At 39.7% G+C, this 22,737-nt stretch carries 16 protein-coding genes and 1 pseudogene; 9 read left to right on the top strand and 8 right to left on the bottom strand.

Annotation, left to right across the window (positions count from 1 at the left end; translation table 11 throughout):
• Nucleotides 1–4 precede the first annotated feature (4 nt).
• From NSQ44_RS16215 to NSQ44_RS16225, 3 genes are read left to right on the top strand one after another with little or no spacing between them, the layout of a single operon-like run.
• Nucleotides 5–646, top strand: coding sequence for an amino acid ABC transporter permease (locus tag NSQ44_RS16215; protein ID WP_063387721.1), 642 nt, complete (start codon nt 5–7; stop codon nt 644–646).
• A 12-nt stretch (nt 647–658) separates the two neighbouring features.
• Nucleotides 659–1,405: an amino acid ABC transporter ATP-binding protein gene (locus tag NSQ44_RS16220; protein ID WP_066250100.1), complete on the top strand. Its 747-nt coding sequence runs from the start codon at nt 659–661 to the stop codon at nt 1,403–1,405.
• 19 nt (nt 1,406–1,424) lie between these two features.
• Nucleotides 1,425–1,853 (top strand): OsmC family protein, encoded by a 429-nt coding sequence (locus NSQ44_RS16225; protein WP_063387719.1) that lies wholly within the window; start codon nt 1,425–1,427, stop codon nt 1,851–1,853.
• Nucleotides 1,854–2,279: 426 nt separating this feature from the next.
• On the opposite strand, the gene NSQ44_RS16230 is transcribed toward NSQ44_RS16225, so the two are convergent.
• The 4 genes and pseudogenes from NSQ44_RS16230 to NSQ44_RS16245 all read right to left on the bottom strand — a co-directional run.
• Nucleotides 2,280–2,612, bottom strand: coding sequence for an antibiotic biosynthesis monooxygenase (locus NSQ44_RS16230; protein WP_340857661.1), 333 nt, complete (start codon nt 2,610–2,612; stop codon nt 2,280–2,282).
• Nucleotides 2,582–3,397 (bottom strand): ABC transporter ATP-binding protein, encoded by an 816-nt coding sequence (locus NSQ44_RS16235; protein ID WP_340857662.1) that lies wholly within the window; start codon nt 3,395–3,397, stop codon nt 2,582–2,584. The genes NSQ44_RS16230 and NSQ44_RS16235 overlap by 31 nt, the downstream gene beginning before the upstream one ends.
• Nucleotides 3,384–4,379 (bottom strand): FecCD family ABC transporter permease, encoded by a 996-nt coding sequence (locus NSQ44_RS16240; protein ID WP_340857663.1) that lies wholly within the window; start codon nt 4,377–4,379, stop codon nt 3,384–3,386. Before NSQ44_RS16240 ends, NSQ44_RS16235 begins: the two co-directional genes overlap by 14 nt.
• Nucleotides 4,376–4,795 (bottom strand): annotated as a pseudogene (locus NSQ44_RS16245) (ABC transporter substrate-binding protein); the annotation flags it as partial. The gene NSQ44_RS16240 and the pseudogene NSQ44_RS16245, both read right to left, overlap by 4 nt.
• Before the next feature lie 1,265 nt (nt 4,796–6,060).
• Between NSQ44_RS16245 and NSQ44_RS16250 the strand changes: the two are divergent.
• Together NSQ44_RS16250 and ald are read left to right on the top strand one after the other, a co-directional pair.
• Complete coding sequence (locus NSQ44_RS16250) at nt 6,061–7,311, top strand: PucR family transcriptional regulator (RefSeq protein WP_327873952.1); 1,251 nt, start codon at nt 6,061–6,063, stop codon at nt 7,309–7,311.
• A 112-nt stretch (nt 7,312–7,423) separates the two neighbouring features.
• The gene (gene ald, locus NSQ44_RS16255; protein ID WP_340857665.1) at nt 7,424–8,554 is read left to right on the top strand and encodes an alanine dehydrogenase; all 1,131 of its coding nucleotides are present in this window, start codon (nt 7,424–7,426) and stop codon (nt 8,552–8,554) included.
• A 438-nt stretch (nt 8,555–8,992) separates the two neighbouring features.
• Here the strand turns inward: ald and NSQ44_RS16260 are convergent, their stop codons facing one another.
• From NSQ44_RS16260 to NSQ44_RS16270, 3 genes are all read right to left on the bottom strand, one after another.
• Nucleotides 8,993–9,325: an antibiotic biosynthesis monooxygenase family protein gene (locus NSQ44_RS16260; RefSeq protein ID WP_340857667.1), complete on the bottom strand. Its 333-nt coding sequence runs from the start codon at nt 9,323–9,325 to the stop codon at nt 8,993–8,995.
• A 962-nt stretch (nt 9,326–10,287) separates the two neighbouring features.
• Complete coding sequence (locus NSQ44_RS16265) at nt 10,288–11,817, bottom strand: malate:quinone oxidoreductase (RefSeq protein WP_340857668.1); 1,530 nt, start codon at nt 11,815–11,817, stop codon at nt 10,288–10,290.
• A gap of 919 nt (nt 11,818–12,736) precedes the next feature.
• Entirely contained in the window at nt 12,737–13,327 is a 591-nt protein-coding gene (locus NSQ44_RS16270) for a TetR/AcrR family transcriptional regulator (protein ID WP_340857670.1), read from the bottom strand.
• Between the two features lie 188 nt (nt 13,328–13,515).
• On the opposite strand from NSQ44_RS16270, the gene NSQ44_RS16275 reads away from it, so the two are divergent.
• Nucleotides 13,516–15,075: an AMP-binding protein gene (locus NSQ44_RS16275; RefSeq protein WP_340857671.1), complete on the top strand. Its 1,560-nt coding sequence runs from the start codon at nt 13,516–13,518 to the stop codon at nt 15,073–15,075.
• Nucleotides 15,076–15,245: 170 nt separating this feature from the next.
• The gene (locus NSQ44_RS16280) at nt 15,246–16,553 is read left to right on the top strand and encodes an MFS transporter (protein WP_144598291.1); all 1,308 of its coding nucleotides are present in this window, start codon (nt 15,246–15,248) and stop codon (nt 16,551–16,553) included.
• 540 nt (nt 16,554–17,093) lie between these two features.
• Here NSQ44_RS16280 and NSQ44_RS16285 read toward each other — a convergent pair.
• Nucleotides 17,094–17,972 (bottom strand): LysR family transcriptional regulator, encoded by an 879-nt coding sequence (locus NSQ44_RS16285; protein WP_340857672.1) that lies wholly within the window; start codon nt 17,970–17,972, stop codon nt 17,094–17,096.
• Nucleotides 17,973–18,188: 216 nt separating this feature from the next.
• Between NSQ44_RS16285 and NSQ44_RS16290 the strand changes: the two genes are divergently transcribed.
• Together NSQ44_RS16290 and NSQ44_RS16295 are read left to right on the top strand one after the other, a co-directional pair.
• A complete protein-coding gene (locus NSQ44_RS16290; protein WP_340857673.1) occupies nt 18,189–19,511 on the top strand; it encodes a short-chain fatty acid transporter in 1,323 nt (440 codons plus the stop codon).
• A 465-nt stretch (nt 19,512–19,976) separates the two neighbouring features.
• Entirely contained in the window at nt 19,977–21,203 is a 1,227-nt protein-coding gene (locus NSQ44_RS16295; protein WP_340856590.1) for an IS110 family transposase, read from the top strand.
• Nucleotides 21,204–22,737 lie beyond the last annotated feature (1,534 nt).

A 22,737-nucleotide genomic window follows, 5' to 3' on the forward strand; every position in this document is an offset into this window, starting at 1 on the left:
CAAAATGGACTTAGTCATTGAAAACTTGCCTTTTTTGTTAAAAGGGGCATATTATACATTACTCATTACTGTAGTTTCCATGTTCTTCGGTTTAATCATTGGTTTAATCATTGCGATTGCCCGGCTTAAGGGCAATCGCATTCTGCGTGGTATAGCAAGAGCCTATGTGTCCATTATTCGGGGGACACCGGCATTGGTGCAAATCGTCATCGTTTATTATGGCTTAGTTGATTATGGGATTGAATTAGGCCCATTAACTGCTGCGTATATTGCACTAAGTATTAACATCGGCGCTTATGTTTCAGAAGCGTTTCGCGGTGCGATTCAATCCATACCAAAAGGGCAAACAGAAGCAGCGCTCGCAACTGGTATGACGGAACGCCAGGCGATGCGCCGAATTATCATCCCTCAAGCGATTCGCTACGCTATCCCCCCACTTGGCAATACATTTGTCGGAATGTTAAAAGAAACATCGCTCGTATCCGTTATTGCGGTCACAGAATTAATGCGCTCTGCTCAATTATTAGTGGCGCAATATTATGTTTACATGCCGTTTTATTTAGCCATTGCAGCGATGTATTGGATTATGAGTACATTCTTTACATTTTTATTAAATAAAATCGAAAAACGGCTGTCTGTTTATTAAGGTGGTGACAGCATGATAGAGATTAAAAATTTACAGAAAAATTTTGGACAGCATGAAATATTAAAAAATATTTCATTATCCATTCCAGCCCATCAAGTAGTGGCAGTCATTGGTCCAAGCGGTTCAGGAAAAAGTACGTTTTTAAGATGCATCAACGGACTTGAAACAATTACAGGCGGCACCATTACAGTCGACGGTCACGTGATTGATGCAAATGCTTCAAAAAAAGCACAACAAAAAGAAATTTATGCCATTCGTCGAAAAACAGGGATGGTGTTTCAACAATTTAATTTATACCCGCATAAAACGGCCGTCCAAAATGTAATGGAAGCTTTATTAGTAGTGAAAAAAATGCCGAAGGAAAAAGCATACAGCATCGCAGCCAATTTGTTAGAAAAAGTCGGGCTTGCAGCAAAAGAAGATGCTTATCCGTCTCAGCTGTCAGGCGGGCAGCAACAGCGTGTAGCGATCGCAAGAGCTCTTGCGATGGAACCGAAGTTGATGCTATTCGATGAACCGACTTCTGCACTTGATCCGGAGCTTGTAGGAGAAGTATTAAAAGTAATGAAAGAATTAGCAGAAGACGGCATGACGATGATTATTGTAACGCATGAGATGAAATTTGCCCGGAGTGCCGCTGACCGCATTTTATTTATGGCAGACGGCGTTATCGTAGAAGATGCGAAGCCAGCAGCATTTTTTGAACATCCGCAAACAGCGCGGGCACAAAAATTTTTGCAACAAGTTACAGAGTTTTAAAAGAGAGGAATTGAACAATATGCAAATTAAAGCAACATGGCAGGGCGGCCGTGCTTTTGAAGCAGTCGGTCCATCCGGATACAAAATGGCAATGGATGCCACGGAAAACTACGGTGGAGAAGGAAGTGCCGCAACCCCAACAGAAATGCTCCTAGCGGCTCTTGCCGGCTGCATTGGAATTGATGTAACGATGATTTTAAGACATGAATTAGATCATATTGAGGCAATTGATATTACAGTCGACGGCACGCGTCGCGAAGAATTGCCCTCTTCTTTCACCGCTTATACCATCACATTTACAGTAAATGGGGATATAACGCCGAAAAAAGTTTGGCGCGCCATCCAATTAGGCAAACAAAAATATTGTGCGGTTTCTGCATCTTTAAAGGGTGACGTTACGTTCAAACTAATATTGAACGGCAAAGAAATTCCTGCTGAAAAAGAGTGAAAAAACGAAGTAAAGTTTTGATTACAAAGGATATTGAAAAATCTTTTGCAATCATTTTTTATACAAATTTTGTTTTAGCAACTGCCTTTAACTACCTATTTTCTTGTTTCTAACAGCTGTTCCGCTGTCCAAGCCGGAGTGTTTGCGGTTTTAACTAACTATTTTCTTGATTGGGGCTGTCTAATAAGTCGTTTTTTCGGCTTATTGACGGCCCCCTTTTATGAAATATCGATGTTAATGATTTTTGGTTTTCAATAGGGATTTGACTTTCTGGACAGCCCCGTGCCACATTTTTTGTTTTTGCTGAAAAAAAATAAACGACCTTTTCCCGCAATTCATTGGGAAAAGGCCGCAATTCGGATATCAATTCTTTTTCCAATCAATTTTTGTAACCTTCTTCACAAAAATCGTTCTGCCATCTTTTATTTATAAATTTTCGACAGCACGCTCATCTTCTTTTACATAAGAATATACTAGCTCATGGAAGGACACTTGATTTCCAATAACATAATCATGTTGTTTTCGATTTTCATGCGCTTTTTGGAACACATCGCTGTGGAACCAGCCTTCGAAGCTTTCTTTGTTCTCCCATGTTGTGTATACACGAACTTCGTCATAATCTTTTAATCCGTCCGTTACTAAGAGATCTAAACGAATGAACCCAGGAAATTTCTCAATTCCCTTTCTAATTTTAAAACGCTCCACTAGCTTTCCGGAATATCCTTTTTTCACGCGAATGGAATTGGTAACGATGTACATTCTTTTTTCCCCTTTCTTTTGAATCGTTTTGGAATAAACATTGGTTTTCCATCCATATCATGGATGGAGACAGAAATACCAAATACCTCTTCAAACATTTTTTCCGAAAATACTTCCTCTGGACTGCCTTGTTGATAAATCGTCCCGTCTTTCATCACGATTAAGCGGTCACTATACTGTGCGGCTTGATTCAGATCGTGAAGAATCATGATGACCGTCCTGTTATACTGTTGATTGATCGTTTGGACAACCTCCAAAATTTCCAATTGATGTACAATATCTAAAAACGTGGTCGGTTCATCCAATAATAAATATTCAGTACTCTGGGCAAGAACCATCGCAATCCATGCTCTTTGCCTCTCGCCTCCTGATAAGGAAGACAAGTGTTGATGTTCATATTGTTTCACATTGGCAAGAGCTAACGCCCAATCAACGATTTCTTTATCTTCTTGACTGAATGGGGCAAATTTGCGTTTATAAGGGTTCCTGCCGAACTCTACTAATTCACGTACGGTAAAATCGAGCGTAACATCATGTGTTTGCGGCAGCATAGTTAATTGTTTTGCAATATCTTTTCGATTCGCAGAAACGATATTTTTTCCATCGAGAATGATCTCGCCATTTTGGGGCTGTAATAAGGCAGCGATGAGCCGCAGCAAGGTGGATTTTCCTGATCCATTAGGCCCAATAATGCTAATCACTTCACCCTTTGGCAATTCCAGATTCATTTCGCTGATGCCGAATCGTTTGGAATGGTGGTAAGTCAGATCTTTAACGGTGAGCATGCTTCACTCCCCCTTTAAAGACCAAATATAGGAAAAACGGACCACCTAGAAAAGACAGCAGGATCCCTACCGGCAGTTCAATAGGATCAAACCAGCTTCTTGCCGCAGCATCTGCGAACACAACGAGTATGCCGCCGCCTACACAGGATAATGGCAGCAAATAACGATAATCGTTTCCGATGAGCAATCGAATGATATGCGGAACGATAAGACCTACAAATCCTACCAGTCCGGCCACACTGACGGCTATTCCAGCTAAAAGAGCACTGACAAAAATTAAGAAAAATCTGCTTCTTTCCACTTGATGGCCTAATAAAGTGGCCACCTCATCCCCCAGCATCAACATGCGGATATGTTTGATGGAAAAAAACGCTAATGCCAGTGCAAAAATGGCATAATAAACAATCATCTCTACATGCACCCAGCTTACGCCGCTAATCCCGCCATTTAGCCATGGCAGAACCGCTTGAACTTTGTCGCTATGTAAAATCATAATACATGACATGATCGCACCTAAAAAGGCGTTGATTGAAATCCCGACCAGCATAATTCGAACAATGGAAGTTCCATCTTGCCAAGCTAGCAAATAAATGAGCATAGCCGTAAGAAAAGCGCCAAGAAAGGCTGCTAAAGGCAAAATGTGCAGTTGATCGGGATACAGCACCATGATCACCGTCGCTGCTAGTCCTGCCCCAGACGTCACGCCAATAATACCGGGATCCGCAAGCGGGTTTTTCATTACAGCTTGTAAAATCGCACCCGAAACCGCTAAACACATGCCGACAAGCAGCCCAACGAGAATCCTTGGGAGCCGCAAATCCCAAACAACACGGTACACTAACGATTCCTTATCGCCCATATCCGCAAAAAATTCCTTAAATGAAATAGAGATACTGCCTGCTGTCAGGCTATAGAATACGCTTAGAAACAATAAGATGATCAGAATGATGATAAGCCATATTCGTTTCTTTCGATTCATCATGAATCCTTTCCTATATCTTTCAAGCTTTGACGCATATATTCCACTGCTTCTGTGATCTTTGTCCCCGGATTAGTGCCAAACAAATTCGATGGCAGCACCACAATGTTTCCTTTTTTTACTGCATCTAAGTTTTTCCAAGCTGCATTTTTTTCCATTTCTTGTTTAAAAGCTTTTTCTACTCCGCTAGGATCACCGTGTGTGATTAAGTAAATGATATCTGGATCAGCTTCCACCACACGTTCTACCGCTAATTGAGCGTATTGCGGATATTCTTTTAACTTTGGAAAGTTCGATGCTACATTGATTCCACCCGATTTTTCTAAAATATCTCCTGCCAATGACGTTGGGAGAGCTGCTAAAAATGATCCAGGTGCTCCATAAACAAGCAATGCTTGAGCTTCGGAAGCTTCCGTAAAATAAAGAACCTTCGAAATGAGCCAGCGTTTCCCATTAAAGTATTAAATATCCACAACAGCAAATATTTTAACGACACGACAAGCAAAAGCAAGTTTCTCAAGAACGTGGTAAAATAATAGCATCAGCATAGCACTGTTCAGCAGCGCTGTATTCTTTCGAAATGCATGAGTACAAGCACTTTATTGATCCAACAGTAATGCAAATTCTCACCCGTTATACGAAGAAGTTTTTCGCGGAAGATTTCGATCAAGTGGCAATTATACAAAGCTGAATATGTATCCATATGTTTCTGGCAAAAATGTCCTATTCTTTTGAAACCCGGCAAAATGTAAAGCATCGTTGTCTGTGCAATGAACAAGCAGTTCATCGGTTTTACCCAGATTTTATCCTATACGTTCGCCAACTTTTTCTAAAATAGGTAGTTTTGAAAACGTTTACTTTTTATAATTTGTCAGATCTCCTGACGATAATATTGAGAATGCTGCATTTTAAAAAAATAATCTATTTAAAGACAGTTTATATGGGATGCTGCTTTTAATAAAGACGGAATATTTTCATTATAGATTATTAAAACCATTTTAAGGAGGTGGAATCATTCAATTAATGATTGCAGATGATGTGCTTGAGCCTAATACCATGAAATTGGTAAGATCGCTGCCGAATGTAATGAATTGATGACGACACCTTTGATTTGTGAAACTGCTGAACAATCGGCAAGATTAATTCAAAATAACTATGAACTAACAGAGATTTTTATATATGCTGACCCCGCGTTTTTCTACTTAGCAAAAAGTGCGTTTCCTATTAGTAATTTTTCGTATTACATCCCTTTTGCAGGATAAATGATCGGCAAAGAATCGATCAATCAAAAAGAAAGCCAGGCCGAATTTAGGAAAAATCAATATCTCGAAATTAGCAAAACACGTAAATGAAAAAGGAAAAGCAAATATTTAGTTTTCTTCATAACTGTAAATCCTTGGAGAATTGGCTGCATTTATAGAAGCAAACAAAATGTAATCTGCGATTCTCGGTGTTTGGCTGACCATGTAGATATTCTTTTTTTCGCTATATTACTCTTTATGTTACCTTCGGCGGTATGAGCTTCTTGGCAAGGATATTTGGTACGAATCTTGTTTAGGCTCTTCTAATAATTGTTCAGAAATTTTTTTAATAATGATCGACTAAACGGGTGATTCTTGTTCATTTCAATTGACCCTTCATTACTAGTTTAAGACTGTAAAAATGCAAAAGGGGGCAAGAATTAATGAGGAATTCATTAGGCTATCCACAATTACTTTCGCAGTTGCGGCAAGACGATTCCCTAGACCTTTTGGCAGACCGTATTGGTGAAATGCTTGAATGTCCAATTACGATAGAGGATTCAAATCATCAGATCATTTCCTACAGCAGACATAAGGAAAATGTAGATGAAGCAAGAATGGCCACGATTATGAGTAGAAAAGTGCCAGATAAAATCATTAACAGTCTTTGGAAAAATGGGATTATGGCAAAACTGTTCGAAAGCGATGAACCTGTTATTGTCCCTGCAATCAAAGAAGTTGGACTAGGCAACCGTGTCGCTGTTTCGATTCGAAAACATAATGAGGTTTTAGGTTTTATATGGGCACAAATCAATGATAAAACAATGGACGATGATCAATTGCATTTGCTAAAGGAAGCCGCAAAGCTTGTGAAAAACCAGCTCCTCCTTCAGCGAATAAGAAAACGAAAAGAAGAAGAGAGTCATCAAGAATTTCTATGGAAGCTATTAACAGGTCATCTGAACGATGTGTCTAAGATTAAACACCAGGCTAAACGAGTTGGGGTTAATCTGGATGGAAATCTTGCTGTTGCTATCATTAACTTTGAAAATGATATAACACAAGCTATTGAAAAACATGCCTATTATTTGGCTGAAACATTGCACCAAGTTCAAGTAGTCAGCAAATTATTTGATCAAAATCAACTAATATTGCTTACCCGGCTCAGAACAGAAAAAGAGGCGATGAACGCTCTTTCCGGTTTTATTAAAGATTTTATCAACAAAATAAGTATGCGTTTACAAATCCGAAATATATCTGGTGCTTTCGGCTCCGTTTATCATTCTCCGGAGCATGTTCATTGCAGCTATAAACAAGCATTGAAAGTATTAAGGCTTAAGGAAAAATTCCCCGATGAATTACAGCAAAAGTATAGTTTTCAGGAGATCGGCATCTATCAGTTTTTAGATGAACTTTATCAAATCCGAGTTCGTGACCACTATCAAAGTGAGGCAATCAAAAAATTAAGAGAGTATGACCTCAAGCATCACACCGATTTATTGCTTACGCTTAAAAGTTATTTAGAATGTGACTGCAATGTTTATCAAGCAGCGCAATTATTACATGTTCATCCGAATACGTTAAATTACCGTTTAAAAAGAGTTGTAGAAATAACAGGAGTAAACCTGAAAGACCCTAACCAGAAAATAACATTATTTCTGGATTTAAAACTTGAAAGCATGAATGTCGAGTAATTTGTATATTTACACAAATTACTTTTGCGGTTTTCTGATTTTTTCATAAAGTAAGGTTCAACTAAAAGAGATATGATAGTGGTGCAGATGTTATTTTAAGGAGATGGTGAGGATGATCATCGGGGTACCGAAAGAAATTAAAAATAATGAAAATCGTGTAGCTATCACACCTGCAGGGGTTGTGCAATTAATAAATGCAGGACATAAAGTAGTTATTGAAGCAAACGCTGGAATCGGAAGCGGTTTTACCGATGAAGAGTATAAACAGGCTGGTGCCGAGATTGTTGAAAGAGCTTCAGAGGTTTGGGAAAAAGCAGAAATGATTCTGAAAGTAAAAGAGCCCCTTCCGGCTGAATATGTATATTTCCGAAAAGGGTTAATTTTATTTACCTATCTCCATTTGGCAAATGAACCGGAATTGGCCAAAGCTTTAGTGGAAAATGAAGTGACCGCTATTGCTTATGAAACAATTACTGTCAATAATACATTGCCATTATTGACACCAATGAGCGAAGTTGCCGGCCGCATGGCAGCTCAACTCGGGGCGCAATATTTGGAAAAATCTAAAGGAGGAAAGGGAATACTGCTAAGCGGTGTTCCTGGTGTCAAACGCGGGAAAGTCACGATTATTGGCGGCGGTGTAGTCGGAACGAATGCAGCAAAAATTGCACAAGGCCTTGGTGCAGATGTAACGATTATTGACTTAAATCCTGCACGCCTGCGTCAATTAGAAGACATTTTTGGTTCAACTGTGCAGACGTTAATGTCAAATCCTTATAATATTGCAGAATCTGTCAAAGACTCCGATTTAGTTATCGGTTCGGTGCTGATTCCCGGTGCAAAAGCACCTAAGCTTGTAACGGAAGAAATGGTAAAATCTATGCAGCCCGGGTCAGTCATAATCGACGTTGCTATTGATCAAGGCGGAAACTTTGAAACGATTAATTATGCAACAACTCATGACAATCCTATTATCGAAAAATATGGAGTGCTGCATTATGCAGTCGCCAACATTCCAGGTGCGGTTCCACGTACAGCAACAATTGCCCTAACAAATGTCACGATTCCATATGCTGTGCAAATTGCTTCCAAAGGTGTAATTCAAGCAATTAAAGAAAGTGAAGCGATTAAAACAGGCGTGAACGTCATGAATGGAAATATAACCTTTAAAGCAGTAGCACATGACCTTGGCTATGACTATGTTCCAGTCGATGACGTTATCTCCGAACGATTGTATTCTTAAAACGCTGATGAAACACCCTTCATGCTTAGCTGTGAAGGGTGTTTTTAGGATTCTTTAAATGGACGAACGTCCATTTGCATTTTTTCGGAACATCATGCCAATTATTGAATAATAATTTTCAAGAACACTAAGCAACTGAAAATTAGATGTGTGTCTTAATGCCACCGTGTACGGACTTTGCATACCATAAAATCCAGAAGGGGAGATCGCGTCCAACAATGATCTCCCCTTCTTATGTATCTACTATTCTTCTAATAAGTTCTTCTAATCCTTTTTGACGCTCAATTGGATCCAGAAACCCCACGCATGAATAGATTCTTAAGCAATTAAAAAACACCCATTCACAATAGACCATCATCTAAAAATGAATGGGCATTTAAAAATTTTTAGAGCATATGTTCAGGAAAAACCTACTTTTGGACTGGAGGCTGCTTTATTTTATCGAGTAGAGGACTCTACATAGCCCTTCTGACCCAGCACATAGAAGACATCTTGACGACTCTCCAAAATGTAGTAGGGAGCAGGCTTGCCTCGGTTCGCCCGGTGACCAGCAAGGTGAGCCTCGCTCTTCTCCCAGGCTTTCCAAGCCTCTTCTGATTCCCAGCGAATCATAACGAGTACTTCTTCATTCCCTTTTCTCTGCCTTTTCTTAAGCACGCTTAAATCGATAAAACCCGGCTGCTGTTCGATTATTCCCTGTGAAGTGAAGCTGTCAACAATTCGATCGGCATGTCCTTCTGTCACTAAAATAGTTTTTATTTGAACAAACACTCACATTGCTCCTTTCATTGTGATTATACATTATTATATTTGATAACAATTATCATTTTCAATAATACCCGCAAGAAATATTCATCTTTTTTCAAAACGCTTCTCTATCAATTCATTTAAAAAGATGATGGCCAATAGCAAAGCGCCTGATCCGCAGCACAACATAAGACGATATAGCTCCGCTGTCCCCACCAGATGAAAAATTGAATTGCCGGCACACTATCACTATTTAATTGTTTCTCTACCTGTCCGGCTTTCGTATCAGATACTCCATTAGCCAAGAATTTCATTCATTATTTTAAAAAACTATTTTAATATAAAAGTTCACAACAAAAAAACACACGTTTATGAAGTCAAACGAAATCAGCTCCTAACATGTGTTTTTTATGTGGCAATATTGTTGTCAATCTTGATAAATAAGTTTAAATCTTATCCAAGACAGGTGTCTCTTTACAAACACAAGTTTTACAATGCTTTTAAGGCTGCGGGAGAGCAAGCTCTTTATTGTCAAAATGGCTTTCCATTCAAATTCCGCATGTGTGTAACACCGTAAGGATAAACTCTTTTGGTTATCATAATAAAACTCCCCATGAAGATAAACAGATTTTTATTTATTAATCTGTCTACCTAATGGGGAGGCATATCAAAAATCAAAACGTCATTAAAACAAAAAACACATAAACATCAATATATAAACGTTACTAAAACATTAAAGGGGAGGTCTATAAGTCGAAAAAACGACTTATTAGACATCCCTCTTTTTTTTCGTCGTGACAAAAAATTTTTAAAAACGGATTATTTTCAATTATATTCTATTATTCTGCAATTTTTTTATATTAGCTCTGCTTTAAAATCATTGACTTATCAGTCTCTTTTCTTTATTATAGAAACAATTATCCACTGATGAAAAGTGGCTGTTTTAAACTTTATTCATTCCACACCTTTGTTTCTCATCCAAGAAATTAGCTATAAACCGGTTCTTTTTCGTTTACACCAGAGATCGGTTCTTGTCCGTTTAGACCGAGCGTCTCTGCTGTGAAAGTATGAAGTTCATGGAAAAGATCCGGGTTTTCCACTAGTGACACACCATAAGAAGGAATCATTTCTTTAATTTTCGGTTCCCATTTATTCAAATGTTGAGGAAAGCATTTTTTAATTACTTCAAGCATTACGTGTACGGCAGTAGAAGCTCCAGGAGAAGCACCGAGCAATGCAGCGATCGAGCCATCTGCAGCCGTAACAACTTCTGTACCAAATTGAATCGTTCCTTTACCGCCAGCTTCAGTATCTTTGATAATTTGCACACGTTGGCCTGCGACGACTATATCCCAATCCTCTGATTTAGCCGTCGGGATAAATTCACGCAACTCATTCATGCGCTTTTCTTTCGTTAACAGAAGCTGCTCGATCAAGTATTTTTCCAAAGAAAAGTTTTTAAAGGCTGATGCCAACAAAGTTACGAAATTGTGCGGTTTTACGGAAGCAAACAAATCCAAATTTGAACCAGTTTTTAAGAACTTAGGCGAGAAGCCTGCAAACGGTCCAAAGAGCAATGTTTTTTTGTTGTCGATATACCGTGTATCAAGGTGCGGAACTGACATAGGAGGTGCACCAATTTTAGCCTTACTGTAAACTTTTGCATGATGCTGCTCTATAACTTCTGGATTATTACATACCATAAATAATCCGCTTACAGGAAAACCACCAATATGTTTACCTTCTGGAATACCAGATTTTTGAAGTAAGTGCAGACTTCCCCCGCCGGCTCCAATAAATACGAATTTAGCCTTATGGATTTCAACTGAACCGCTATTGAGATCCTTCACTTTCAATTCCCACAAACCGTCGCTTGTGCGTTTAATATCCTTAACACTATGCTTGTAGTATATTTCGACATCTTTCTCTTTTAAGTAGTCAAATAACATGCGTGTTAAAGCTCCAAAGTTAACATCCGTACCTGAGTCGATTTTGGTTGCTGCGATCGGTTCATTCGATGTACGTCCTTCCATTATAAGCGGAATCCATTCTTTCAGTTTTTCCGGGTCATCAGAAAATTCCATTCCTTGGAATAATGGATTGTTTGATAGCGCTTCAAAACGTTTCTTTAAATATCTCACATTATTTTCCCCTTGGACTAAACTCATGTGGGGCAGCGGTCTGATGAATTCCTGCGGATTTTGTATTAGATTGTTTTTTACAAGGTAAGACCAAAACTGTCTGGAAACTTGGAACTGTTCATTAATTTTTATAGCTTTGCTAATATCAATAGATCCATCCGGTTTCTCGGGTGTGTAGTTAAGCTCACATAGTGCAGCATGCCCCGTTCCTGCATTATTCCATTCATTAGAGCTTTCTTCTCCTGGTTTGTCGAGCTTTTCAAACACTTTAATTTCCCATTCCGGCGCTAATTCTTTCAACAGTGTCCCTAAAGTCGCACTCATAATTCCGGCACCAATTAAAATAACGTCTGTGTTAGTTTGTCTGCTACTCATTTTTCCCCATCCTTATCCCCCAATATTTGTAGAAAGGATGCAGGCGACCTGCCTAATTCAAAGCTCTACATGGCTTTCGCCACACGCCTTTTCTACAACAATTATATCTTAATTATAGTATATCATTATTTAAGTATAGTTCATTATTAGTATTTCTAATTAAAGTCCATCACGATTATTTATAGATTTACAGATTCTATATCAACTTTATACAACCAGACCGCTAAAATTAATTTTTTCTTGAAAATGAATCATTTTACTCCATAAACATATCCTATTATTTACCAATCGCCAGATATCACCTGAACGAATGAGATGTGCTGTTTAAATAAGAGTTTCTACCGATAAAGAAGATCAAAAAAGAATCCATAAGCAGTCAAATAGAGCCCTTTATGAGATATATCTTGGTTAAAGGGGAATATCGAAAATTTTTACGTTGATGCAAACACGAACAGTTACACAAAATAAAACAGATAAATCACCTCTTCAAACAACAGATGATGAACATGTCACTCAATTATAAAATCAGTCACTTATTCTGCCTCCCAAAATAGATAATTTTAACAAACAGTTCCAATTGTTTTTTAGGATTTATCCCTTTGTTTGCTTATCTTGCCAGCAGCGATGATGTTCTGTCATTTTTTGGCGTGGATTTCACTCTATGCAAAAAAACACAAATTTTTACATATAGGATGTATGTTTGAATTTGATCATTTAATATTAAGTCACTTTACAGAGGATCGACCACATAAAAAAATGAGCCACTTGATTTCCCAATTTTCAAAACCTCTCTTATGCTTGTAAGTGTCAGAACATTCAAACATAAGAGAGGAAGAAAAGGATGATCAGTATGGCTCAATTTCATCATATCAAGGATAAGTAGTTTCCTATGATCCTGAAGCTCTAGTAATTTTTTGAATCAACATTTTTCAATTCCTTGAAAAACCGCTTGAAGCATCTTTTCAATCTCGATGACCGGATCTAGTTCCTTTTCGAAAATAAACCAATCATATAAAGTTCCCCGCATGCACCTGGAAATGATCATGGCCAGCTCTTGTATTGAAAAATCTTTGGTGAACTCCCCTTTTTCCTGTCCCTCTTGTAAGTAATTTTCAAGAATGTGATATAATCTTCGATTCGTATCCGCCAGAAACTTGGCACTTTGGGGATTCATATAAATCGTTTGCATTAACTCTTTCCCTAAATCGTTTTTCAAATACTTCATTTGTGTGATGGAAAGACGTATAATCTTTTCCTTAGCAGATAAATCATTCGGCAATGTTTTGCAAAATTCATCATAAAAGTTATCAATTTCCTTAAACTTTTCCAAAAAAATTTCTGACTTCGAAGCAAAATGCCCGTAAAAGGCTCCCTTCGACGTTTTGCTTTTCTCGACGATTTCATCCACAGTGACTTGGTTATATCCTTTTTGACTAAACAGCTCCAAAGCTGTTTCCAAAATTCTTTTTTTGGTTTTAAGCGCTTTTTTTTGCTTTGCATTTAATGTCATAAAAAAATCCCCTTTTTTCCTAACTCAACTTGTCTTTTATTATATCTAACGGTCTTGGAAAACCTATTATACAAAATATTCTAAATTAACAAAATATTATTGACAAATCCAATATATTGAAATAAACTATAGTCTATAAAGACTACAGTCTATTTTTTATGTAAGCGTTTACTATAGGGGTGAAATCGATGGATATTATTGGAGAAAGAACGATTATCGATTTGCTTCATGAAAAATGCAGGTTACACGGAGATAAACCATTTCTTGTCTTTGAAGATAATAACAAAAAAACCACCATGTATACTTATCAGACGTTTTTGCAAAAAGTGAAAAAATTCAGCCAAGTACTTTTGGATTTAGGGATTCAAAAAGGCGACCGGGTTACTCTCCATCTTCCAAATGGTTCTGACTTCATTGTCTGCTGGTTTTCATTGGCTAGAGTCGGTGCGGTTATGGTACCAACAAACATCCTCTCGACTGCAAATGAAATGGAATATACAATAGCCCACTCGGAATCGGTTCTCCTAATTACAGAAGAGGAGTATTTAGAAAAATTTCAATCAATTCAAAGCAAATTGCCAAATCTTAAAAAAATATTGTTAAGCCGCTGCAAAAATGATCTATACAAAGAAATAAGCATGGATCATTTAATTGAAAAAGCAGAGGGAGACATTCCTCCTATATCCCTCAAAAGCGATGATATTGTCTCCATCATGTATACTTCGGGAACAACTTCTAAGCCGAAGGGATGCATGATTACTCATGCCAATTATCTTTATACTGGCGAGGCTGTTTCGAAGACCCTGAACTTTACCCCAGAAGACAGGGCTTTGATCGTACTTCCTCTTTTTCATGGCAATGGCCAATACTATCTGTTTATGCCTGCCTTAACCGTTGGAGCAAGTGTTGCCATTACGGAACGGTTCAGTGCTTCCCAATATTTTAAGCAGGCAAAAAGGCTGCATGCAACGGTCGGTTCATTGTTTGCAGCTCCCATCCGCATGATTTTAGCACAGCGTTTTGATGAGGCAGACAAAGAAAATCCTCTTCGCTTAATCATCTTTGCACAATCGGTCACGCCTGAACAACTGCAGGAATTTGAACAAAAATACAATGTACCGCTGTTGCAGCTATACGGAATGACAGAAACTGTAGCACCTCCATTAATGAATCCATTATACGGGCAAAAGGATAATACTGGAATCGGAAAGCCCATCCTCAGCGCCGAAGTCAAACTTGTGGATGAAGCGGGAAAAGAAGTACCGGTCAACAAACCCGGTCAGATCATTGTAAAAGGCATTCCGGGGCGCACTATTATGAAAGGGTATTTCAAAAATGAAAAGGCAACCAACGAAACTATTCAAGACGGCTGGCTGTATACAGGGGACAACGCCATTATGACAGAAAACGGTTATTTTTACTTCGTTGATCGGAAAAAGGATATGATCAAACGTGCTGGAGAAAACGTAGCGGCAATGGAAGTAGAAAATGTAATCATGGAACATCCGGACGTGTATGAAGCCGCTGTCATCGGCGTGCCTGATGAGATGCGGGATGAGGCCATTAAAGCGTTTGTAATTTTAAAAGAAGGCAGACAAACGACGGAACAGGAGCTGATTGAACATTGCCGGAACCGTCTTTCAAAATTTAAAATACCGAATACCATCGAGTTTGTGAAGGACTTTCCTAGAACGTCTGTCGGAAAAATTCAAAAACATTTGTTGAGGAAATCCGAAAATGTACTTTAAAATCATTCAATTTACCTTTATGAACCTGCTTTTCCAACATGTTAAACCTCGGAATGTCATTAATGGAATTCCGCCGTTCCAGTGCAAGCGATAATGAAATAAGCGTGAATTCCCTCAAAAAGAGAATTTGAATTTGATTATTAGATATGTGAGATGAGGGGTGTATTTTTATGAACAAAATCCGTATCTTGTTTGCCAGCTTATCAGGGTCTGTCATTGAATGGTATGATTTTTACCTATATGGTACTGCTACGGGACTTGTGTTTTCATTTCTATTCTTTCCAAGTCATGATCCGGCTGTAGGATTGTTGCTTTCTTTTGCAACCTTTGGCATCGGCTATGCAGCCAGACCTATCGGCAGCATTATCTTCGGTCATTTTGGTGATAAGATGGGAAGAAAGGCCGCTTTAATATTTACACTTATTGGAATGGGCGGAAGTTCATTTTTGATTGGTCTTCTTCCTACTTATGAGCAAATTGGTATTTGGGCGCCGATTATACTCGTCCTTTTAAGGCTCATCCAAGGTATTTCCCTTGGGGGTGAATGGGGTGGAGCTGTTCTGTTGGCAACCGAATATGCCCCGAAAGGCCTTCGCGGACTGTATGGCTCCATTCCCCAGCTAGGTGTACCCATCGGTTTAGTTCTCGGTTCATTAAGCTTAACGGTTATTAGTTATTTTACTTCTGATACACAATTTTTGGCATGGGGATGGAGGATTCCGTTTTTATTTAGCGTTGTTCTGATTGGACTCGCGCTCTGGATCCGAAGCGGAATTGAAGAGACTCCTGCCTTCAAACAACAAAAGGAAGCTGGAGCAATTGCGAAAATACCATTTTTGGAAACGTTCAAAACGAATTGGAAAAGTGTTTTGCATGCTATCGGTTTAAAAATTGGGGATGGATTTTTCAATGTATTCTTAATGTCATTTATTCTTTCTTATTCTACGGTGTACTTGGGGTATTCCAACCAAGTGGCACTAACAGCCCTTACCATTGGCTGCGCGACTATGATTATCACCATTCCGGTTGTAGGATACTTGTCTGATTATATTGGCCGAAAACTCATTTATATTGTCGGATTAATTTTATTGTTTATCTTATCTATCCCTTATTTTTCATTGGTTGACGAGGGCGCTTCCTGGTTATACATCATGCAAGGCGTGATGCTGGGAATCATCTGGGCATCGATTTTCGCAACACAGGGCACCTTATTCTCCGAATTATTTCCGGCAAAGGTTCGCTACACAGGTTTATCCTTCGGGTATCAAGTGGCAGCCGCCATTGTTGGTTTCGGTCCAATGATTTGGACAACAATGGCCGAATCCTTCGGTCCTTCCCCATGGGTCTTTGGCGGATTTATGATGGGAGGCATTATATTATCCCTTATTTTAAGTCTGTTAGTTCCGGATACGAGAAAACGTTCGTTATACGATCATCATATTGAAACAGCTGAAAATAATTTCAGCATAAAAATGTAAGGTAAAATAAGATTTCTATCCTTAAACGGGGTACCATAAAATTATTGAATGAGGTTACCCTGTTTTCATTTTTAAATAAACTCCTTTAGTATATCTATGTGTGGGGCCTAATTATGGTGTGAATGCCTCTTACGCAGTTGCTAGAAACGAAAAACTCAAGGGTGACTCCCTGAAGGAAAGGGAATGACTTGACATTATTTGAATCTCTCATGCTCGCTATTTCCTCTGGGGGTGGATTGGACCAATACTGTCTTTTTTAAAAAAAGTAATCCGCTCTTGAGTTGGCGGCTCAGAGTGGATACAGTTAGTTCCGCTGAATCGGCTGGTCCCCCTGACAGAGAATCGTTTAAAGACGGTTATCAATGTTCGTCGTACGGATAACTTTTTCATTCACCACCAATTTATATGTTTATTATATCTTTTGTACAAAAAATGAAAGACTGTAGTCAAGAATTTCCGTCCCAAGGTACTTTCCATCATTAGGAAACGGTTTATTTATTCATTGAAATACAATGTTACTTGAAATGGAATGTATAGATATCACTTCTCTTGTTCCGTAAGCATCTCCAGCAATTTTTTCAAAGCAAAGGAGCGGTACCGACCCTTTTTCGTGATAATACCAAGATGCCAAAGAACCTTTTCTTTCAAGGGAATAATAACAATATCCGGATTATTTTGTTTTCCGCCTATCACTTTCGGCAGCAATGTGATCCCCATTTTTGATGAAACAAGCTCCAAAATTAAATCCCATTGGGAACTTTCATAGGCGATATTCGGGGTAAAACCAGAATTTTTGCAGGTGTTAATAATAAATTCATGCAACGTAAAGTTTTTTGCAAATAATATAAAGCTTTCCTTCTCCAATTCTTTGACGGACACCCTTTGTTTGCGGGCCAGAGAATGATCCTTGTGGATAAAAAGGACGAATTCATCCGTAAAAAAAGAAGAAATGTGAAAAATGGATTCATCCACCGGCAGAACCACAATGCCGACATCAATTTCCCCCTCTTCCACCAGCTGCTCTACCACCCTTGCGCCAACCTCCACCAACTCCAATTTGACATTCGGGTATTGTTGATGGAAGTTTCCGGCAATGGAAGGGAAAAACAACGTTCCAATAAGGGGAGGAATGCCGATTTTAATTTCTCCAATGGCGACGTTTGCCAGTTCATCCAGCAGCATTTTAGTTTCTTCCAAAATACTCATTAACTTTTTTCCCTGTTGATAAACAACTTTTCCTGCATCCGTCAATTGAATATGCCTCGTGGACCGTTCCAATAGTTCCATATGAAGTTCCTCTTCCAGCTTTTTCACGGCTTTACTTAATGACGGCTGGGATAAATAGGAGTGCTCCGCAGCCTTTGTAAAACTCTGATGATTGGCCACCTCAATAAAGGATTGAATGTCCCGAAGTTCCATCGAATCCCCCTTTTTATTCCCAAATGTAATAAATAAGATTCATTTTATTTATTTTACTTTAACGTTTGTCCCTGTGTAAACTTTTATGTAAGCGGATGCAAAAAAAAGAATTTGAAAGCGGTTCCATCATGCACTCATTTACTTGTTCTTATTTGTTAACGGAACCGGCGGAAAAAACAAACAGAATTTATTATTTGCTAAAGGGAGGAGAAACCATTGAAGACACTTACATCCTTTTTCAACCGGGTGGTGCAGCGTTATTTGCCTGATGCCTTGCTGTTCGCCATTATTTTAACGTTTTTAGTATATTTATTAGGTGTTTTCTTTACAGACAACAGTCCAGTGGACATGGTCACCCATTGGGGTTTAGGTTTTTGGGATTTACTGGAATTTACCATGCAGATGACCCTTGTGGTTGTAACCGGCTATATATTAGCAAACACTCCCGTCATTAAAAGGTTTTTGGCGAAAGTAAGCACCTTTGCACGCACCCCTGTCCATGCCGTCATGCTTGTAACCATTGTTTCATTAATCGCCTGCCTGATTAATTACGGTTTCGGGCTGGTGATCGGTGCTCTGTTTGCCATACATGTTGCCAAACATGTTCCATCCGTCGACTACCGTATTTTAATTGCCAGTGCATACAGCGGATTCCTCATTTGGCACGGGGGATTTTCCGGTTCGATCCCGCTTACCATTGCAACTCCGGGCCACTTTTTGGAGGAATCCATGGGCGTGATCCCAGTGACGAAAACCCTTTTTAGCCCGACAAATTTATTTATTGTTATTACCCTTTTGATCGCCTTGCCACTGTTTAACCGTTATTTGTTAAAAAATGCAGAGAGCCAGCTCGAAGATCGAACGAAATGGGTGATTCCAAATGAAGAAGCAGCAGCAGTAGAACATGTGACACCTATGACACCAGCAGAAAAATTGGAAAACAGTCGGACAATATCCCTGATCATCGGCATTATGGGAATTGCATTTATTGTTTATCATTTTGTTGTAAACGGATTTAACCTAAACATTAATATCGTCAATTTTATTTTCCTTTTCCTTGGAATTTTGCTTCATCAAACACCGAAAAGGTTTCTGGATACGGTAGCGAACGGCGTTAAAAACGCCAGTGGGATTATCATCCAGTTTCCCTTTTATGCTGGAATTATGGGAATGATGATTCATTCAGGATTGTCTGAGCAAATCGCATTATGGTTCGTCAGTGTTTCGACCGAACAAACCTTGCCTTACCTCTCCTTTCTTAGCGCTGGCTTAATCAATACCTTTGTTCCATCCGGGGGCGGGCAATGGGCGGTTCAAGGACCGATTATGATTCAGGCAGCAATGGAATTGGGAGCAGATCCGGCCAAAACAGCAATGGGGGTAGCCTGGGGAGATGCTTGGACAAATATGATCCAGCCGTTTTGGGCGCTACCCATTTTAGCGATCGCAGGCCTCCACATCCGAGATATTATGGGATTTTGCGTCATGATTCTAATTTTCAGTTTTATCCCGATCTCCATCGGATTTCTGCTGTTTTAAAGTTTCAGTTGTCCCAAAACAAAAATTTTCCCAATATTCTATGTTTTACAAACAAATCCCAAGAATACTGTTATGACGCCAGCATTCTTGGGATGGGTTTTTTTAAGTTTATCAAAAACTATCATTTGCTTTTAATCCTTTTTTTGTTCCTTCTCCGTTTGACGGGATTGACGGTATCCCGGGTGTTTTGAAAATGGTTCCCTTTTTATTGTTCCAATTAGACTCCCATGCCGCAAAAGCGGCACCAGCAGATGATGAAAATAGTTCGTCCATGTATACTTAATCTTAGGCTGGCCAGCGAGGTCGTCTTACCTTGGTGCCATGAGCCCGTTAATTAGACAGACCCCGACGACCTGGTGCACCACAGACTGTTGCTCCCTGGGGAAGCACGCGGGATAGAATGACGTGTATGGTCGTTGCACCGCCAGCCTGTGTTTATTACATGTTAGGCATGGGGGAACGAACATGGACATTATCCATACTCATGTTTGTGGATTAGACGTTCATAAGAAGAACGTCGTCGCTTGTATTATTACTCCGGATCATCAAGAGATCCGCACGTTTTCTACCATGACTGAAGACTTGCTTATGCTTGTAGACTGGATCAAGGCGCATGGCGTCACTCACGTGGCCATGGAAAGTACAGGTTCCTACTGGAAGCCAATTTATAACCTGTTGGAGATGGAAGACATCAAGATTTTAGTGGTCAATGCCAAACATATCAAAAATGTGCCTGGTCGCAAAACAGATGTAAAGGATGCCGAGTGGATCGCTGGACTCTTACGCCATGGATTGCTACAAGGTAGTTACATCCCTGACCGCCAGCAACGGGAGTTGAGGGAACTCATCCGTTATCGTCGCAGCCTGATTGAAGAGCGGGCTCGCGAAATCAACCGCATCCAGAAGGTACTGGAAGGGGCTAACATCAAACTCTCCTCGGTGGCGACCAATGTGCTGGGCAAATCGGGTCGAGCCATGATCGAGGCTTTAATTAATGGTGAAACTGACCCCGATGTGCTATCCGAACTGGCTCAGCACCGTCTCAAACGGAAGAAAGAGGAGTTGAAAAAGGCCCTGAAGGGCCTCATCGGCCCTCATCAACGCCTGATGCTTAAAACCCAGCTTGAGCATATTGATCACTTAGATGCCTTGATTGAAGAACTGGATGCTGAAATCAAGGAGCGGATGCGCCCTTTTGAAGATGACCTGGAGCGGTTAGATACGATCCCCGGCGTTGGTCGGCGCACAGCGGAGCATATTTTGGCTGAGATTGGCCCTGACATGACACAGTTTCCTTCGGCAGCTCACTTGTGTTCATGGGCAGGAGTCGCCCCAGGGAATAACGAAAGTGCCGGAAAACGAAAGTCAGGGAAAACCCGCAAGGGAAACCAGAAGCTTCGTAGCACCCTGGTGGAAGCCGCCCGTGCCGCTGCTAGGTCCAAACACACCTATCTATCCAGCCAGTACCACCGTATTGCTGCACGCCGGGGGGCCAATCGTGCAGCGGTTGCGGTCGCTCATAGCATCCTGACTATTGTCTACCATCTCCTCAAAAAGAAGCAGACTTACATCGAACTTGGTCCACATTACTACGAAGAACGCAAGCGCCATCAAGTCGCCAGACAAGCGATTCGGAAGTTGGAAACACTAGGGTTTAAGGTCATGGTAGAGCCGTCAAATCAAACAGCGTAGTTAACCGAAACAGTAACCATCAGGTGCATAAACATGACTTATTCCAGCAAATACCAATCTGCTGGTGTTAACACCCCCTGGATTTTTTGTGCTTTTTTCATGGACTTAAATTTTCGGGATAGGAACATGATCGTTCCAGCATTCTTGTCTAATGATGGGACTGGATGCATATTTTCTTGTGAAAAATACTCCCACTTTGCTGTTTTTCCTTAAAAATGTTGCCGTGCTTGCTGTGCTGTGCAGAAGGTTACTATCTCCCGTTAGATACTGAGGATGAATCGAATTCCGGTCGATGAGCTTTATTCAAATAATTTTTGACATAATCCAATTAAAGCAGACCGTTTTGTGTCCTGAATTTGTGCATCACAAAACCAAATCTTTCACAGCCAACTCGATCATTTTCATTTTTTCCTCATTCATCATTTTCTTCTCCTTCTAAACTATTGGATAATTCCAATTTCAATTTCCTATTGAAAACGTTAATAATAGATAAAAAGATCGGTTCTATCACTCAAAAACCGTAAACCAGAAAAAATCACCATCTCTTTTTTCATAGAGGAGAAGAAAAATAAGAGAGGATCGCAACAGGGAAAGCCTATTGCATTTTATAGAAACCTATTCGCAAAAGACATATCAGTTAAACGATGTGCTTTTTTTTCAATAATCTGCCTCCCAAAACACAAAATTGTTTTTTGGATTTGTTCCTTTGTTTTCTCGCCAGCAGTGGTGTGATGTCTGTCATTTCTGACGTGGTTTTTCACCCTATGTCGAAAAAAACTACTAACTTTTATATATAGGGGCTATGTTTCGGTAAATCCGTTTTTTGTCACAAAAAGGAGAAAATACAGCAAAGAAACTCCTGACTCATAGGAGCAGGAATTGTTTTTGTCATCGTTTGACAGAGTATTTTTCTAAAAAAAATTGTACAGCCAGTAGAGAATTCTCGAAGCTATTTTACGCAATCAATGCAGAAGTGGATCGAAGCCTGAAGAGATAGGCTGCGAGGTGATGAAGCAGGAAATTCTCATAGAAACATGGAGAAGCACGCCACTTTAGTGAGTGGTGTGAGGTTCCACCGCGGTAGAAAACTGCTAATCCATTTCCAAAAAGCTACTTTCAGATAAAAATCGAAAAAATATAAATCGAGTAGGAGGGAGCGATTAACCCCCGTCCTCTCACACCACCGTACGTACGGTTCCGTATACGGCGGTTCAATTAAGATAATTGACGCAAGTCTTTATAACTTCCGTGAATAGCTGTTCTCTTTATGCCAGTGGTCACTCCACCCTCCAAGAGGTCTCCCACGGGATTCACCGCTTCCTCCCTCAAGTGAGGTACTACGTTTTCTGTGTTCATCATGACTCACTGAATGCCAAGGGCTATTCTCTCTTAATTGTTCGGTCCTTCTTAGTTGTTCTAGACCAACTAATACTATGACCTCTGCTGACTTCTGACGGTTCAGCTACTTATCACTAAGTAGGTTATGAAGCGTACTTCACATATCCGCCAGACCTCCCCGGGTAAGAGTGTAATC

The organism is Aeribacillus sp. FSL M8-0254, from assembly GCF_038008845.1.
Taxonomy (GTDB): Bacteria; Bacillota; Bacilli; order Bacillales; family Aeribacillaceae; genus Aeribacillus; species Aeribacillus composti.

Excerpts from the sequence above, each read along its gene's own strand:
- NSQ44_RS16275 (WP_340857671.1), top strand. The coding sequence starts at position 13,516 with ATGGATATTATTGGAGAAAGAACGATTATCGATTTGCTTCATGAAAAA.
- NSQ44_RS16240 (WP_340857663.1), bottom strand. The coding sequence starts at position 4,379 with ATGATGAATCGAAAGAAACGAATATGGCTTATCATCATTCTGATCATC.
- NSQ44_RS16250 (WP_327873952.1), top strand. The coding sequence starts at position 6,061 with ATGAGGAATTCATTAGGCTATCCACAATTACTTTCGCAGTTGCGGCAA.
- NSQ44_RS16280 (WP_144598291.1), top strand. The coding sequence starts at position 15,246 with ATGAACAAAATCCGTATCTTGTTTGCCAGCTTATCAGGGTCTGTCATT.
- NSQ44_RS16295 (WP_340856590.1), top strand. The coding sequence starts at position 19,977 with ATGGACATTATCCATACTCATGTTTGTGGATTAGACGTTCATAAGAAG.
- NSQ44_RS16265 (WP_340857668.1), bottom strand. The coding sequence starts at position 11,817 with ATGAGTAGCAGACAAACTAACACAGACGTTATTTTAATTGGTGCCGGA.
- NSQ44_RS16270 (WP_340857670.1), bottom strand. The coding sequence starts at position 13,327 with ATGACATTAAATGCAAAGCAAAAAAAAGCGCTTAAAACCAAAAAAAGA.
- NSQ44_RS16285 (WP_340857672.1), bottom strand. The coding sequence starts at position 17,972 with ATGGAACTTCGGGACATTCAATCCTTTATTGAGGTGGCCAATCATCAG.
- NSQ44_RS16220 (WP_066250100.1), top strand. The coding sequence starts at position 659 with ATGATAGAGATTAAAAATTTACAGAAAAATTTTGGACAGCATGAAATA.
- NSQ44_RS16225 (WP_063387719.1), top strand. The coding sequence starts at position 1,425 with ATGCAAATTAAAGCAACATGGCAGGGCGGCCGTGCTTTTGAAGCAGTC.
- ald (WP_340857665.1), top strand. The coding sequence starts at position 7,424 with ATGATCATCGGGGTACCGAAAGAAATTAAAAATAATGAAAATCGTGTA.
- NSQ44_RS16235 (WP_340857662.1), bottom strand. The coding sequence starts at position 3,397 with ATGCTCACCGTTAAAGATCTGACTTACCACCATTCCAAACGATTCGGC.
- NSQ44_RS16230 (WP_340857661.1), bottom strand. The coding sequence starts at position 2,612 with ATGTACATCGTTACCAATTCCATTCGCGTGAAAAAAGGATATTCCGGA.
- NSQ44_RS16215 (WP_063387721.1), top strand. The coding sequence starts at position 5 with ATGGACTTAGTCATTGAAAACTTGCCTTTTTTGTTAAAAGGGGCATAT.